This is a genomic window from Acinetobacter sp. ANC 3813 (assembly GCF_002135435.1).
GTDB lineage: Bacteria > Pseudomonadota > Gammaproteobacteria > Pseudomonadales > Moraxellaceae > Acinetobacter.
In genome coordinates, this window is sequence record NZ_NEGK01000004.1 from 301,236 (window position 1) to 315,808 (window position 14,573).

Annotated in this window: 18 protein-coding genes; 1 reads left to right on the forward strand and 17 read right to left on the reverse strand. The window is 41.9% G+C overall.

Annotated features, from left to right (window positions below):
* Positions 1 to 120: 120 nt before the first annotated feature.
* Positions 121 to 789, reverse strand: coding sequence for an HAD-IA family hydrolase (locus B9T34_RS08330; protein WP_086212776.1), 669 nt, complete (start codon positions 787 to 789; stop codon positions 121 to 123).
* Positions 790 to 884: 95 nt separating this feature from the next.
* Between B9T34_RS08330 and B9T34_RS08335 the strand changes: the two genes are divergently transcribed.
* Positions 885 to 1,652, forward strand: coding sequence for a hydroxymethylpyrimidine/phosphomethylpyrimidine kinase (locus tag B9T34_RS08335; protein ID WP_086212695.1), 768 nt, complete (start codon positions 885 to 887; stop codon positions 1,650 to 1,652).
* Between the two features lie 81 nt (positions 1,653 to 1,733).
* Here the strand turns inward: B9T34_RS08335 and B9T34_RS08340 are convergent, their stop codons facing one another.
* From B9T34_RS08340 to B9T34_RS08415, 16 genes are all read right to left on the reverse strand, one after another.
* Entirely contained in the window at positions 1,734 to 2,804 is a 1,071-nt protein-coding gene (locus tag B9T34_RS08340; protein ID WP_086212696.1) for a DUF1176 domain-containing protein, read from the reverse strand.
* 118 nt (positions 2,805 to 2,922) lie between these two features.
* The gene (locus tag B9T34_RS08345; RefSeq protein ID WP_086212697.1) at positions 2,923 to 3,327 is read right to left on the reverse strand and encodes an NUDIX hydrolase; all 405 of its coding nucleotides are present in this window, start codon (positions 3,325 to 3,327) and stop codon (positions 2,923 to 2,925) included.
* A gap of 104 nt (positions 3,328 to 3,431) precedes the next feature.
* Entirely contained in the window at positions 3,432 to 3,614 is a 183-nt protein-coding gene (locus tag B9T34_RS08350) for a hypothetical protein (protein WP_086212698.1), read from the reverse strand.
* 21 nt (positions 3,615 to 3,635) lie between these two features.
* Positions 3,636 to 4,070: a nuclear transport factor 2 family protein gene (locus tag B9T34_RS08355; protein WP_086212699.1), complete on the reverse strand. Its 435-nt coding sequence runs from the start codon at positions 4,068 to 4,070 to the stop codon at positions 3,636 to 3,638.
* Positions 4,071 to 4,206: 136 nt separating this feature from the next.
* Positions 4,207 to 4,809 (reverse strand): DUF2939 domain-containing protein, encoded by a 603-nt coding sequence (locus B9T34_RS08360; RefSeq protein ID WP_228147423.1) that lies wholly within the window; start codon positions 4,807 to 4,809, stop codon positions 4,207 to 4,209.
* Positions 4,810 to 4,998: 189 nt separating this feature from the next.
* Positions 4,999 to 5,334 carry a YegP family protein gene (locus B9T34_RS08365; protein WP_086212700.1) on the reverse strand — a complete coding sequence of 112 codons (336 nt, stop codon included), beginning with the start codon at positions 5,332 to 5,334 and terminating at the stop codon, positions 4,999 to 5,001.
* A gap of 234 nt (positions 5,335 to 5,568) precedes the next feature.
* Positions 5,569 to 5,934, reverse strand: a complete 366-nt coding sequence (locus B9T34_RS08370) for a 5-carboxymethyl-2-hydroxymuconate Delta-isomerase (RefSeq protein ID WP_086212701.1) — start codon at positions 5,932 to 5,934, stop codon at positions 5,569 to 5,571.
* A gap of 119 nt (positions 5,935 to 6,053) precedes the next feature.
* Positions 6,054 to 6,398 carry a zinc ribbon domain-containing protein YjdM gene (locus B9T34_RS08375; protein ID WP_086212702.1) on the reverse strand — a complete coding sequence of 115 codons (345 nt, stop codon included), beginning with the start codon at positions 6,396 to 6,398 and terminating at the stop codon, positions 6,054 to 6,056.
* A gap of 186 nt (positions 6,399 to 6,584) precedes the next feature.
* The gene (locus tag B9T34_RS08380; protein WP_086212703.1) at positions 6,585 to 6,935 is read right to left on the reverse strand and encodes a DUF488 domain-containing protein; all 351 of its coding nucleotides are present in this window, start codon (positions 6,933 to 6,935) and stop codon (positions 6,585 to 6,587) included.
* A 19-nt stretch (positions 6,936 to 6,954) separates the two neighbouring features.
* Positions 6,955 to 7,401 carry an SRPBCC family protein gene (locus B9T34_RS08385; RefSeq protein WP_086212704.1) on the reverse strand — a complete coding sequence of 149 codons (447 nt, stop codon included), beginning with the start codon at positions 7,399 to 7,401 and terminating at the stop codon, positions 6,955 to 6,957.
* Between the two features lie 220 nt (positions 7,402 to 7,621).
* Positions 7,622 to 8,008, reverse strand: a complete 387-nt coding sequence (locus B9T34_RS08390; protein ID WP_086212705.1) for a ribonuclease E inhibitor RraB — start codon at positions 8,006 to 8,008, stop codon at positions 7,622 to 7,624.
* A 126-nt stretch (positions 8,009 to 8,134) separates the two neighbouring features.
* On the reverse strand, positions 8,135 to 9,790 hold the full coding sequence (locus B9T34_RS08395; RefSeq protein WP_086212706.1) for a tyrosinase family protein: 1,656 nt from the start codon (positions 9,788 to 9,790) through the stop codon (positions 8,135 to 8,137).
* A 183-nt stretch (positions 9,791 to 9,973) separates the two neighbouring features.
* Positions 9,974 to 10,879: a hypothetical protein gene (locus B9T34_RS08400; protein WP_086212707.1), complete on the reverse strand. Its 906-nt coding sequence runs from the start codon at positions 10,877 to 10,879 to the stop codon at positions 9,974 to 9,976.
* A gap of 442 nt (positions 10,880 to 11,321) precedes the next feature.
* The gene (locus B9T34_RS08405) at positions 11,322 to 11,987 is read right to left on the reverse strand and encodes a pseudouridine synthase (protein ID WP_086212708.1); all 666 of its coding nucleotides are present in this window, start codon (positions 11,985 to 11,987) and stop codon (positions 11,322 to 11,324) included.
* A gap of 621 nt (positions 11,988 to 12,608) precedes the next feature.
* The gene (locus B9T34_RS08410; RefSeq protein ID WP_086212709.1) at positions 12,609 to 13,055 is read right to left on the reverse strand and encodes a hypothetical protein; all 447 of its coding nucleotides are present in this window, start codon (positions 13,053 to 13,055) and stop codon (positions 12,609 to 12,611) included.
* Between the two features lie 723 nt (positions 13,056 to 13,778).
* Entirely contained in the window at positions 13,779 to 14,483 is a 705-nt protein-coding gene (locus B9T34_RS08415; protein WP_086212710.1) for a DUF1003 domain-containing protein, read from the reverse strand.
* Positions 14,484 to 14,573 lie beyond the last annotated feature (90 nt).

A 14,573-nucleotide genomic window follows, 5' to 3' on the forward strand; every position in this document is an offset into this window, starting at 1 on the left:
CAAGCAAAGCTTACAAAATTAAATGCGCGTGGATGCTGAAACATGGCTAATTTCTGTATCCAAAAAATTAAAATATAACCGTAATGGCGCTCTATTTATCCAAAACAATACTACAGAACCTTAAGCAGTTTTACTGCATAACGCTGGAATGACCTGCAGCAAATCTGCAAAAGATTGAATCTGAGCTTTTGGTTGTGCATGCGCTAACTCTTCTGCAGAGCCATAGCCATACGTAACTGCAATGCTGTCCATGCCATTGCGGCGCGCGCCTAAAATATCATACTCACGGTCGCCGACCATCAGGCATTCAGCAGCGATCAATTGCTCCTGCTCCAAGATATAGGCAATTAATTCGCCTTTATTGGTGCGTTCACCCGACAATTCACTGCCGTAAATTTTGCAAAAAAACGGCGCCAATGCAAAATGCTCTAAAATCTGTTGGGCATAAACTGTCGGTTTTGCAGTTGCCACAAAAAGCTTATACCCCTGCTGCTTTAAGGCGGCCAAAGTTTCTGCAACTTGCGGGTAGACTTCGTTTTCAAATAATCCTGTCACTGAAAAGCGTTCGCGGTAACCCAGCAAAGCCTGTTCAGCCAGTTCATCGTCCAGCGCAACATTTAAAATTTTAGCCAAAGACGCTTTCAGCGGCGGACCAATGATCCAATCAAGATTTGTATTTTCATCAACGGCATGCCCAATCTTTGCTAAGCCATAACGCGCTGATCCTGTAATACCCACTTTCGGATCTGTAAGCGTTCCGTCCAAATCAATCAAAATATTTTTAATCACGCGCCGCACCTTATTCATCACTCTGCAAAATGCACTCGAGTGTTGCTAGAAACTTGCCTATACTAACTCAAATTTTGCATAAGAAGGACTCCATTGTGCGACCAACTGTACTGTGCTTTTCTGGCTTAGACCCCTCTGGCGGCGCTGGCCTGCAAGCCGATATTGAAGCCATTGGCCAAAGCGGCGCACATGCTGCCATTGCCTGCACAGCATTAACCATTCAAAACTCTCAGCAGGTTTTTGGTTTTAGCGCAACGGATAAAGATTTGCTGTTGGCGCAAGCGGAAGCCGTGGTCAAAGACCTGCCGATTCGATGCGTCAAGTCAGGCATGCTGGGCACAACAGATAATATCGCAGCAGTGGCCTCTTTTTTAAGAGATCACCCTGATTATTCTTATGTATTGGACCCTGTCCTGGTCGCCAATAGCGGCGGCTCTCTAGGGGATCAAGCCACGCTGGTTAAAGCCTTTGCAAAACTGATTCCCTTGGCGTCTTTAATCACGCCCAATACGGTAGAACTTCGCGCATTGACGGGTGAAGAAGATATTCAACTGGCGACACAAAAGCTTTTTGACATGGGCGCGCATGCTGTTTTAGTCAAAGGCGGTCATGAAGATACCCCAGATTTTATCCGCAACAGTTTATATATTCAGGGTGAACTGATTTCAGAAACCCAATGTCCGCGCCTAGAAGGTGAATACCATGGTTCAGGCTGTTCTTTAGCCAGCTATACCGCAGGCCGCATAGCCTTGGGCGACTCGATTAAAATGGCTGTGCATCATGCTGAAACTTGGCTGTTTGGCGTGCTGAAAAATGCTGAAACTCCGGTACCAAATGGGCAGAAAATTCCGAAACGTTTCTAAAATATGTCATTGTTAGTTTTTTCAATAAAAGCGTTCTATGCAGCGCTTTTATCTTCAATGCATTTCTTAAGACGATACCCCTTATGAAGCAGTCTGTACCCGCGCAATATATAATGGCATTTCCCAAGCCCCGCGAGCAAAGCCTTTGCACTGCGCCTGTACCGCCTTGTAACTGCGTACAAAAAGGCGGCCATTCCATGCCCATTCTTCTTGTGTGGTGCAATCGGCAATTCCACGCCCTTTTTGCATCGAAAAAATCTGCCCTTCGCTGAAGCTGGAGCCTGAAGCTGTGACAAACTGACGTATTTCTGTCAACGCGCTATTCATTACCCAATAGCCATAACCCTCGTTATACGCAGCGCGCCAGCACGGCGCTTCAACAACTGCCATTTTCCTATTAAGCGGATAAACGGTGATTTGATCATTGGCCGAAGCATTGGCATCAAAAAGCGAGGCGCAATTGTCTTTTGTGGCTGTTTTTTGCAGCAATACGCGCAGCCGTTTGGCTTGGGCACTCTCCATATTGAACCGTTTTGCAATGCCGCGACTGTAGCCTTTCATTTGAATCAACGGCAGCTGATGCACCTTTAAAATGCCATCATTCGGCTGCTTGCCTTTACGGACAATCGCACTTGCCGTATTGAGCCTGCGCTGGTATTCATCCATTTTCAATAAAACAGCACTGGAACCTGCAGCCGATACAGACCATGAACCCTGTTCCGCCTTCCAGGTGATTGGCTCAGCTTGCTGTACCGCTTGCAGCAATGCCTGAGTTTGCACTGCAGTCAGCTTCCCTTCACCTGTACGTTCATTTAGTGCCACAGCGCCATAACTGCGCCCAAGCAATGTGACTTGAATAATTTTTTTTACAGGCAATTGATCAGGATCTATTTTTACCCGCGCGGCCACTGCAGATTGCACACCTGCAGCGCGTTGCAGCAATATAGAAATCGGTCTGTCAATTTGCGCATCCGTCTGATAGCCCGCAGCGCGGCAAGCGCCAGAATTGTCGCAGGCCAATTCCCAATCTTTATGTAAAAAATGAAGTCCCCCCGCCATCTCTGCATGACTTTGCGAAACTAGGCTGCCCGAAAAGAATATGGCAAGGCTGAGAGCAAGGCGCAGTTTTAGGTTCTGCCGGCGTATAATCATCACTGCACCTCCCCATTGTGCTTTTTTCTTAGATTACTCAACCCTAGCCTAGAATCAAAGTGCAATAAATAACATTAAGGCTGCTGTCAAAGATAGTTCTTCCTAGTCAAGTGAGTACTTAAAAACTTCTGCTTTGCACCTTACCATCAAATTGCAGGCAATCTTCCACCCGTATACGCTGAACTGCACTGAGTTCATCCAAATCAAACCAGCGGAATTCTGAGTGTTCTTCACTTAGCGCAATATGCGCATCATCCGCTAAAGCGCATCTAAAAATAAACGCATACGAATTTACAGCCAGATGAAAATAGGCGCCAGATAAATACTGAATCTGCACCGCACAGCCTAATTCTTCCAGACATTCCCGAAACAATGCTTGATGAATGGTCTCGCCCTGATCTAAACCGCCGCCCGGCAAGCCCCAAGCAAAGTCGGCATAATTCGCTTTTAGCAGTAAGACTTGCTGCTGTGCATTACTAATTACCGCATGTGAACTCATCCGGTAAAAATCATGAAAACTCATCTTGAATACTCTGCCTAAAAACTAAAACTAGCTAACAGCTTCTAAGCTATTCCGCCTAGCTGTATAGACCTTAAGTAAAATGGCAATGTTAAGCAGCGCTAATTTCAATCTTTGGAAAAATCTGCACCATGAGATGTGCACTTTAAAATGGCTGTAAGATAACGCAGCGATGCAGTATAGGCAGGTACATTAAAATTAATGAAAGGTTTGTTGCCATGTGCCTGCTGAATTTCAGCAAACACATGTACCGTATAATCAATACTTTGAGCTGCATAAATCACTGGCATTCGCTGCTCAAAACCGTGTCGCTATATTTCCCATTCTATACGCTTAACCGACTCTGCTGAGATGGGTAGAGAAATATGCTGATGGATAATTTTCCATTTGTCTTTTTTCTTTTTAAAACAGATGGTCGTTCGGCACCATGAAATGCCTGGTGTCGGTATCCCGCTTTCAACATCAATCTTAGAAAAACAGTATACAAACGCGATATCATGCTCTGCATATATATTAATTCTATCGCGAAAAACCTTAAGCCCCTTTCTAAAATAATCCTTATAAATATTCCAAATCTGCTGATAAGCACTAATGCCGCACAGCTCCATCGTGACATCAAATAAACTAACATCCGCCGCACAATACTCTACGATTTCATGCATATCTAAACTGCAAATCGCTTGATCCCAACGCTCTAAGACCGTCATGATCTCTTGTCCCGCAGATAAATCCCCTGTTATTTTCATCCTGTCCCTCTCAATATTTTAAAGAGTTACGTCTTTGGCCTTATAGCCCCCATCCTTGTTTTTACAGGATTGTGACTGATCACTAAATCATCACCACCTTGACTTAAGATTAACTTAATTTTTTTAAATTGTGTGATCAATTTGGCAATTTTATTAAAACTATTCGCCAGCTGAACTGTTCACGGCGCATTTCAAAACGTGTAATCAATCCTGCATCATTTGGCACTGCGACTTCAAAGCGGTTCCAGCCAATATAATGCGCTTGCGTCTTTACTTTGATAACCTCCTTAGGCTGAATTTCATTTTCCGTTAAACCCGCAGCAGAAGCCGTACCAGCCTGTGCTCCCGAAACAAATGGCCGTATTGACTGCGCTGCTGCGCTTCGCTCCAAAGCTGTTTTCAAATCCTTGCCTTGCAGCAATAAAAAAATGCTCTGTTCATTGACAGCAGCACTCACTGCCTGCTCACTTAAAGCATGGCTTAACTGGCCACCCCACTGCTGCATAATTGCTGGCAAATGCTCTAAATGCGTTGCACGATTTATTCTGTCCTGAATCTGCGGTTTTAAACTGGATCTAACTTTTTCAAAATCAATATATTGTGCAAGCGCTGCAGCATCATTACGCAGATAGGCTAAATTTATTTGATGCAGCACCCAATACGGCGACGCAAAAAACAAGACCAAAAACAGCACTATTGATGCTGTGATCAAAATTTTTAGCTTTTTCATCTTTGCCATGATCTGAATTTTCCATCAATCAATGCATACCGCGATTACTTTCTGCGCAATTAAAAAAAGCATGTTGAAGACATGCTTTTTTCCGTTCTTGAGCGACTTACTATTAAAAGTAACACGATGAACTTAGAGCAATGGCGCTAGGGCATTGCTCTCAAGTTTCAACTCAAAATATTCAAGTCTACAAATGCACTAAGCTGTTAAATCCTTGATGGTTTCACTGCCGCCATTATTTTTTACAGATTCAATGCCTTTATCACGCGACTGCTCACTGCCATAAAACTGGCTGGTGCCAATGATCTGATGATTCACCGCCTTCAAATTAAAATAGGGTTTACCGTTTTTCGCTTCCAGACGTTCATAACGGCTATCCTCTGGGCTATTCTTCTGTACGGATTCAATCCCATTATGTGCAGAAGCTTTGGCTTTATAGAGTTCGCTGGTTAAAATAATTTCACCGTTGCCTGCTTTCAGCACAAATCGGAACTGACCATCACTTGCCTGACTAATTTCATACCACCCCGCCATCTCACACCTCTTTTTTTCATTATAAAGTTTGTATTCGATAGAATCATGTTGCCTAAAAATTATTCTATTTCTATGAATATAATTTAAATTTATACAAGAAAACAATCTTTTTTTACTGGATTGAATCGTATAAAAATCACCAATTCCAAACCATAAAATTATTTATTTTTCTTATAGTTAATGTTAAATAATCCATAAAAAAGGACGGCGCATTGCGCCGCCCTTTTGTTGTATTTATTTTACGATCTGCTTGCTGTAAGTCTCTTTATTCATTTCCAGCATTTCTACACATATTTGAATCTGCAAACCTGCTACAGGAGGTACCTGCTGCTGCAGCACATTCAGCAGCAGTTCAGAAATTTCCTGCTGTACTGCAAGGCTTCTGCCCGTCAGCAATGAGACCTTGGCATGCAAATAAGCCTCACTGCTGCCTTCGCCCGAACCAATCACATAGCTGTCTTGACGCACTGCGCGGCTTTTAATATCTGACAAATCACTCACGTGACCCGACTCAAAAAAAGCAAGATTCAAAGCTTTCAATACTTTCTTTGCTTCAAAAGACGGCAAGTTGTCGGAATATTCCAAATGGATATGCGGCATGTTTCTCTACTGTTTAAAGACTTTTGGCTATTATGCCTTGTCTTATAAAAACACGCTGAATGATTTTCATCACACAGCGCAGATCAAGCGCAATCCATACATGCGCCGCCTAATTGTATTTAGGCTTTTTTCACATACTCAGATTTTAATTTCATCGGGCCTATACCATCAATCTTGCAGTCAATATCATGACCGTCTGCAGCATCATTCAAAAGGCGGATATTTTTCACCTTTGTGCCCACTTTAACCACAGAAGATGAACCTTTAATTTTCAAATCTTTAATGACTGTCACAGTATCGCCATCTGCCAGCACATTGCCGTTGGCATCTTTAATGATGCTTTGCGCATCGCCTTCTGATTCTTCGCCTTCTTTCCATTCATAAGAACATTCTGGGCAGATCAGCAAATCACCATCTTCGTAAGTATATTCTGATTGGCATTTTGGACATTGCGGTAAAGACATAAGCACCTCAAAAAAGAAAAAACAAAAAAAAGAGCGGCTAGCAGCTCAAAGACTGCACTATAACATTTTTATTTTTCAGCGGCTTAAATCACATAAATTTTCTAAGGTTTTAGCGTGTTTTTTTAATCATCAATTCTTTTCAGCGCGAAGATAACGGCCAATCTTATGCTTAACTCGGCAGCCTGCTCAAGCTTGCTCTAAAATGCCTTTCAGTACATCAGCATGGCTGTGACCTTGCTGCTTTGATGCCGTCAGCAAGGTCACTTTGCCCTGCTGCGCAAGGCGCTTCAGCGCTTGTACCGCCTCCTGCTGTTCGGCAAGTTCGTCCTGATAACGCAGCTGGAATTCGCCCCAGCGCTGTTCAGGGTCTGCGTGATACCACTTGCGCAGTTCATTCGATGGCGTCAGGGCTTTGGGCCAGCCATCCAGCTCTGCATCTTGTTTTTTAATGCCTCGCGGCCACAGACGGTCAACTAAAATCCGCTGGCCATCTGCCGCATCTGCAGGTTCATATATGCGCTTAATCTGAATATTCATCTGTGCAGCATCAACGGATTTAGTCGTCTGGAATTGCAGGGTTCACTAAAAAAGACAGCAGCTGCAGTGATTCTTGCCAGCCCAAATAGCAGGCATCCGGCGGTATCACATCAGGCAGGCCTGTCTGCGTAATTTTAACGTCTGTACCGACACTGACTTCCTTAAACTCAATAGTAACTTCAATTTCGCCTGCCAACTCAGGCGCATCAAACTTATCGCTATAGCGCAGCAGCTGATTTTGAATCACCTGATGGTACTTGCCATGAAAGGCATGCTTGGTGCCTGTGGAGAAATTGGTAAAGTGCATGCGGTAACTGCCGCCTGTGCACACATCTGCATATTCTACATGCGCGCTAAAGCCATGCGGCGGCATCCATTTGACTAAAGCGTCTGGGTCGGTAAAGGCACGGAATACCCGCTCTGGCGGGGCGCTGAAAATGCGGTGCAGCTGTACTGTATTTTTCATATTCTTCTCCACGATCATCAAGTCCATGACGCCATGCTTTATTGTTATAAATTTATCTGCCTGCCCTGCAGCCGTCTAGATATTTTCTGTAGGCGAATTGCTTGCCTATTTTAATCTGCAATTTTCAAATAGGCCGCAACCAGAGCCTTACACATATATGCAAGACTCTGTTCTTTTATGAGCAAGGCTTTATTCATTTTACTTCAAGCGATGAGACCGATTAGGCAGGCTTTGCCTCTAAATCGTCATCATCTTCAGGCTCATCATCATAGACATAGGCCATACAGCCCCAGCCGTCATATTCACCCGAAAATTGCCCCGCTATTTTGGTAAACCACTCTTCTAAATCGACGATATCGGCATATTCAGGTTCCATATACACATAAATGGTAATGATCCACTCACCAGATTCTTCATCTTCAAACAGGCTGATTTTCTGCTCTTCTTTCAGCAGGTAAATTGCACATTGATCGGCTTTTTCTTCATGCTGAAAGGCAATTGAATATTCAATTTCGTGCGCTTCGGTCAGATCATCACCGTCCTCAAGCATTTGCCACAAAACATTACCGTTATCATCATCAGGGAATTGCTGATAGTCACGTGTCATATAGATATCCTTTTTATTATACTGCTGGTTATTTATACACGATATCAAACCTAGATTTCAAAAATATGATCGCTATTTTAAATAAAAGAGGTGCTGCTCAGCAGCACCTCTTCAAAATTTAAGAGGCTATTCCACTGCTTGCGATATTAATGAAATTTGACCTATCTTGATGCCTGAATTTTCAGTCTGTGCTCCTGAAGGATGCGCAGTAAGATCTGTCGGCTCAAAAATTAATTCAAAATCATTAATATGCTTAGCGCCAATTTCCGTAAGGTTATCTGAAACCATCAGGCTAATATCATTCAGCATTACATTCTTTCTCACCGCTGTATGCCCATGTGCAACGAACTCATCATGACCATGACTATCACCTGCGCCAAAGAATGAAAATGTTGTTAAATAACTCTTTTTACTTAAATCTTTTTTATTCACCATATATACGGCATAGGTCATCTGAGGGCTATTGATTAATTCAATATTTTGAATAAGCAAATAGCTCTGGGCTGGCTTAGCATTTTGAAGCTGCAACTTCCCTGTTTCGTCTACAAAGGCTACTGTTGACTTTTTATTTCCAAGAATGTTGATTCGATCTAAATGTAAGGCTGCATGGTTGCCCAATGGACTATTTAAGTTTGAAGCCATCAATTTGGGCTCAGCCCCAGTATAAACATCCAGCTCTTGATAGTCCGGCATGAATTCAGGCTTAAATGCATCCGCCAGGGTTCGTACGACTTCTTGGCCATTTTCATCAACAAAAATATATTTTTGATCAAAATCTAAAGGAATTAGTTTTGTTTTAGTGGCTTGAAGTAATGGATCAAGCTGCGTAAGTTCTTTTTTAGCCCATTCAACATCAATCGTTTTACCCGCAGCTTTTTTGACCATCCAAGCCTGCCAAATACGGTCAATATTGCGGTGATGCAAATAGAAGATTGGATCATTACCAGCTGCAGGAACTTGCCCCATATGAGGCGCATTACAGTTCATTCCAACTGCACAATGCATTGCTCCATGAGGCTGCCCCTCCAGCATTTTTGAAAAACTATAAAAATTGTCAAAATTCATAGCTTCACGAGCAGAAATTGCTTCTGGCAAAATAAAATTGCGGCCCTTATTTAAATTGCTGGTTCGATACGCATCATAAGTTGATTTTCCAGACATTCTGAATATTTCAGGCAATAGAATTCCTTGCTGAGTTAAACTGTCATCATATTTCCAATATGGCAACTGTAATTCAGAATTTTGTGATGCCTTCCGTAAAGTGCGTTCAAAATAATGTAAATACAGGCGATGCCATGGCAAAAAATTCGCGTCTATTACCCGAATAGTCTCGCCATATTCATCTACAAAATTATGACTGTGCGGGCAAGTGGCCCAAACTTTCTGCGCAACTGCATCTGGCGGTGTCTGCTCCTTGATTGAATCATAAGCGCGTTCAAAATCAGTACAAAGCTTACGCTCTTCTGAGGTTGCACCTGCATTATTTAAACAGTCATCAACAACTTGCTTTTTTGTCTCTTTTAATTTGCTATTTGCTCTCGGACCATTCCCGTAATAACCATGAATATTCGCCCAATATTCCAGACTGGTTCTATATGTCAACGAAGTGGGATCAGCCGAACCTGCTTTACGCATTTCTTCAAATGCTTTATATAGCGCGTCGACATTTTTAGGATCTTGTGAAAAAGTTTTTAGACTTGGTACTTGCGCAGCATGCGTCGTATGGAGTGGTAAATAAAAACCCAATAGAGAAATCACACTCAAACTCAATACTTTTTTCATAATTATTCACCCATTAAAATATAATTTTAAAAATTTTATTATTCTCATAGAAGTTTATTGAGACCATACCTCAAAGTAGTTATTTAGCTCACTTTAAGAACCCCCATTAATAATTATCTAGATAATATTTCAACTGTTTTATTTATATTTTAATTACCCGATCAAAATAACAGCCGAACACTATTAAGCCGCTTCCAGGTGCAAAAGCGCCATAAATTTCAGCTCTTCCAGCCTGAGGTTTAAGTAGGATTCATTCAATTGCGCATTGCTGAAGTGATTGCCATGCAAATTAATCAGCAAATAATCATCCTTAAGCGCCTGCAGCAGCTGCCCTAAATTTTCACGATTCAGCAGCTTTAAATACAGTTCAGCTTTTGCATTAAACACCATTGTGACCAAAGCAATTGCCGCCTGTCTGCGGTTTTCATCCAGATAATGGCAATTGGCAATTTGCTCTGCTTGGATCGCATCCTGAATTTTTGCATAGACTTGCAGCAGATGCTGCGCGGCATCCGATGAACTATAGCCTTCAATCAGCTGCCCCTGAAGCTGCTGCAGCGGGAAAAAATAGCGCTGCTGGTAGCCGTGAATTTTGCGCTCCAGCGCCTGCAGAATATCGTCCCGCTCCTGCAGCGCCTGTACCTGAGTAAAATAAGACTTTAATTCTTCTTGCGCTTTTTGCTCGATCTGGCTGTGCATATTCTGCTGATGCACCGTCAAAAATGCCTGTACCTGCGCAATTTGATCCTTGAGCTCATTCAGCATAATTTCTGCATTTATTTTAGTCATTTCAATAAAACTGTCAGCCTGCAAGCGTCTTGTTTTCACATACTGTTCAATATCTAAAACATCCTGATATTGCTGCAGCTGATTTACAGCAACTTTCAGACTGCTGATCTGAATCCTCAGCTGAGTCACTTCATACTGTATTTCATGGCTTTGCCCATCTTGCAGATTTAATTCATTGCGGGCATGCGCTAAATTCATCTGCAGATCTTTTTGCAGACGCAAACTCTGCTTCAGCTTAAAGCATGTAAACAAAAGCCCCACCAGCAGCGCAAGCGCCAAAATAATTAGAGGATTTGACATTGCAGCTCCTAAATTGAAGTGCCTCCCTGCCGGCATCAATATCTATTTCTGTATCATTTTAATGTCCTGATTCATTAGAAATAATCCATCCTGAAAAAGGATTCAATATAGCGACAGAAGAAGCTGATCAGCGGAATTTTGTGATATTTCTTGCACAAGCTGCTCTTTTTAGTCAATTTTTATGCAGTTTTTCTAAAAAATAATTAAATACTGAAATATTTTGATAAACAATATTAAGTGGTAAATATTTGATGTTACTTAATTTTTCATTTTAATAATCCATCTATTCTTTTCATTATGCCTGCTTTAAAAGCACGGAGAAAGTGCGGGGTATTTCATTATTATCCGTAAAATTTTCGATTTTAATTAATATAACATCATAAAAAAACAGCAACTTAATTCCGTTTGGTTTGAAAGCCCAGCCATTGAAATGCACTGAGAATTAAAATGGCACCTTGCCATTAATTTCTACAGCTTTTCCGCTCAAAGGCTGGGTAAATGCTAAATAACTGGCATGCAGCGCCATACGCTTTAATGGACTTTGCGCCGCATAAGGATGATAGATTTTATCGCCAGTAATCGGGTGGCCTATATGCATCATATGCACTCTTAATTGGTGCGAACGGCCCGTAATCGGCGTGAGAAGCATCCGGCTGATATCCTGCGCTGCATCATAATTTATAGCTTGATACAAGGTTTGCGCTGGCTTGCCCAATTCATAATGCACGATTTGGCGCGGGCGGTTTTCCCAATCGGTAATCAAAGGCTCATTGACACTGCCTTCACCCATTAGCTGCCCCTGCACCAAGGCAATATAGTTTTTGCGTACTGTGCGCGCCTGAAACATTTTACTGACTGCAACCTCAGCATCGCGGTGCTTCGCAAACATTAAAATACCGGATGTCGCCATATCTAAACGGTGGGTAATTTTGGCATTCGGAAACTGCGCCACAACACGCAAATACGCGCTGTCATGATGCTCCGGCAAGCGCCCCGGTACAGACAGCAGTCCTGCAGGCTTATCAATCACCACCAAATCATCATCTTCATAAACAATCTCAAGCGGTTCTTGCGGAGGCATGTATACAAAATTGTCGTCTAAAGGCATGGCGGGAACAGTGGGAACAAAATTTTGCGCAACATAGCAACTGGCCTAAGCGCTGTCAATATTCTGGTTCAGGGTGTAATTGATGCGAAGAAATAAATATTCCAGATTGCTAGGCGTACTGCCCAATATAAAAAAAGAAAAGTGAATATAAATATGAAATGGATTGTGCTGAAAAAGCTGTTTTTATAATAAAGCATCGGATATTTTCGAGGGCGGCGTAGAGAAAACGATTGGTTTACTTCAACTATCCTGACTTTGTAAGTCCTGATCTTATAGCCTATAAACTTGTGATCTATAGCGTCCTAAGCCGAATCGAGACCTTTTGGGTAAGTACTGCTCTCGCGTTTTGCGCCCGCACAGCATGCTGCTCTTTTCGATCTCTGTATCGCCCTTGAGTTCTATAGTAGTTAAATGCCTGCGGGATTGTTTCCCTGAAAATACGCAATTTCGCCTCTCTATGAAAATAATTCCCAGATATAAAAAATAAATGAAAAATATTTTCATTAAAGTCGGATTAATGATTCTATTAATGCATATTTAAAAACTTTTAAAGAATATTATTCATTATCAAATAGAAAATACAGTGTTCTTCAACGGGTTTAAATATCCAAACAGCAGCAGCTAATTGGCAAGAGGCAGCCCTTCTTTTTGCTGATACAGCTTGCGTATTTTATCCAGCTCAAAATGCGTAAAAGCGTCCAGCACATCGCGGGTTTCGGTTAAATTCAGATGGCGCAGTGAGGCATCAATTGTTCTATGGTATTTCAGCAAGCCAAATAAATTTTTCTGCTCTACTTCTACACCAATATCGCTTTCAAAATTAAACGTCAGCGCATCTGAATCCGGCATTTCGACCAGACTGATTTGCACAGCCAAATTTTCTTCATTATTGGTCACCGTAAATACCGCTTTTCCGCCGCGCATTTGCATCATCAAAATTTGCAGCTGCTTCCAATTCATGGCATTAAATTTTTGCATGATTTCTTCGGCAGACATATCTTCAAAAGACTCTGCTTCATCATCTGAATGGTGATGCGGATTACGTATATCCAAATCAAATATGGTCATTGTTATTGTGCCTAATTGTAGTTCTGCATAAATTTTAGCAATAGTTTTTTAAAGCCTATCATTTTGTTTTTAAATGATTCTCAGCTATTCATCACATGCAAAAACACAAATTAGCGACATAAGCCGCATAAAACGATGAAAATTTGAAATAAATAAATTTAATCATACAAATTGCAAAACATATCCAGCAGAAGCCATTTACACATGAGCTGTCTGGATTGAAAGGGGTTTTAAACTGAATAATTTGATGCGTTTTTTGAAATGGAAGCGGTGGAATATACTGCTGTAAGAATAATGATATGCACATTGAGACATTTTTTAGGGCGGTGTAAGAGAAAACGTAACCGTTTACTTCAACTATCCTGACTTTGTAAGTCATGATCTTATAGCCTATAAACTTGTGATCTATAGCGTCCTAAGCCGAATCGAGACCTTTTGGGTAAGTACTGCTCTCGCGTTTTGCGCCCGCACAGCATGCTGCTCTTTTCGATCTCTGTCACACCCTTGGGACTTATAGTAGCCAATGCCCTCAGGGATTAATTCCCGAAGATTGATCAATTTTCTGAAAATTTAGGAATATTTTTCGCGTGGTTCAAAAATTAAAGTATTTTTTCCCTTTTAAAGGTTTTTTCACTATTTTTATTGCACTAAAAGTCCTTTTAAAAGGAATATTTTCTCCAAAATTGTGTTAATTCCAATACACATTGCTGCTTTCGCTAGCCGCTATTCTTTCTTTTTGCTCATTTCAGACAGCAAATCCAGCTGAATTTCCTGAATTTTGGCCAATCTGTCCCATTGATGCATCAGCAGATGGTCAATTTTTTCATGCAGATTGCGAATTTCCAATTCAGCCTTTAAATTCACTTTATAGTCGTTTTCCGAGCGCATGCGGTCTTTGGCTTCCTGACGGTTCTGGCTCATCATAATAATCGGGGCTTGCATGGCGGCAAGGCAAGACAGCATCAAGTTCAGCAAAATAAAGGGATATGGGTCGGCAGGATGCTTCACCATGACAACGGTATTGACTAAAATCCACACCGCCAAAAATATGCCAAAACAGATGAGGAATGCCCAGCTGCCGCCAAAAGTCGCGATTTTATCCGCCAGACGCTCCCCAAAACTCCAATTCTGATCCAGCCGATTTTCCACGTTTTTACTGATCAGATCGTGCTGCTGCATACTGTTCAGCACTTCATATTCTAAATTGGAGACTTCGCCCTGCTCAGAGCTGAGAATGGACTGTACATACTGCATGCGGTACTTGGTCAAATCTGACTGGCAGATGTAATCCTGCACTGTCCAATCTGGGTGGTCTTGGGCAATTTCTTCGGTAATGACTTTACGCACCGTACCCATGGGTACTAGGTTTTTTAATGGAAAATTCTTCTTGCAGACCAAACATGCATGGCATTGTATTTTTCCGTTCATTCCTGCCCCGCTCAATTGAACTTGATATTCTTTTGAGCATACTGTTTAGCCTGATTTCAATGCAAGCAGCTTCTGCTTTTTGCCTCATGC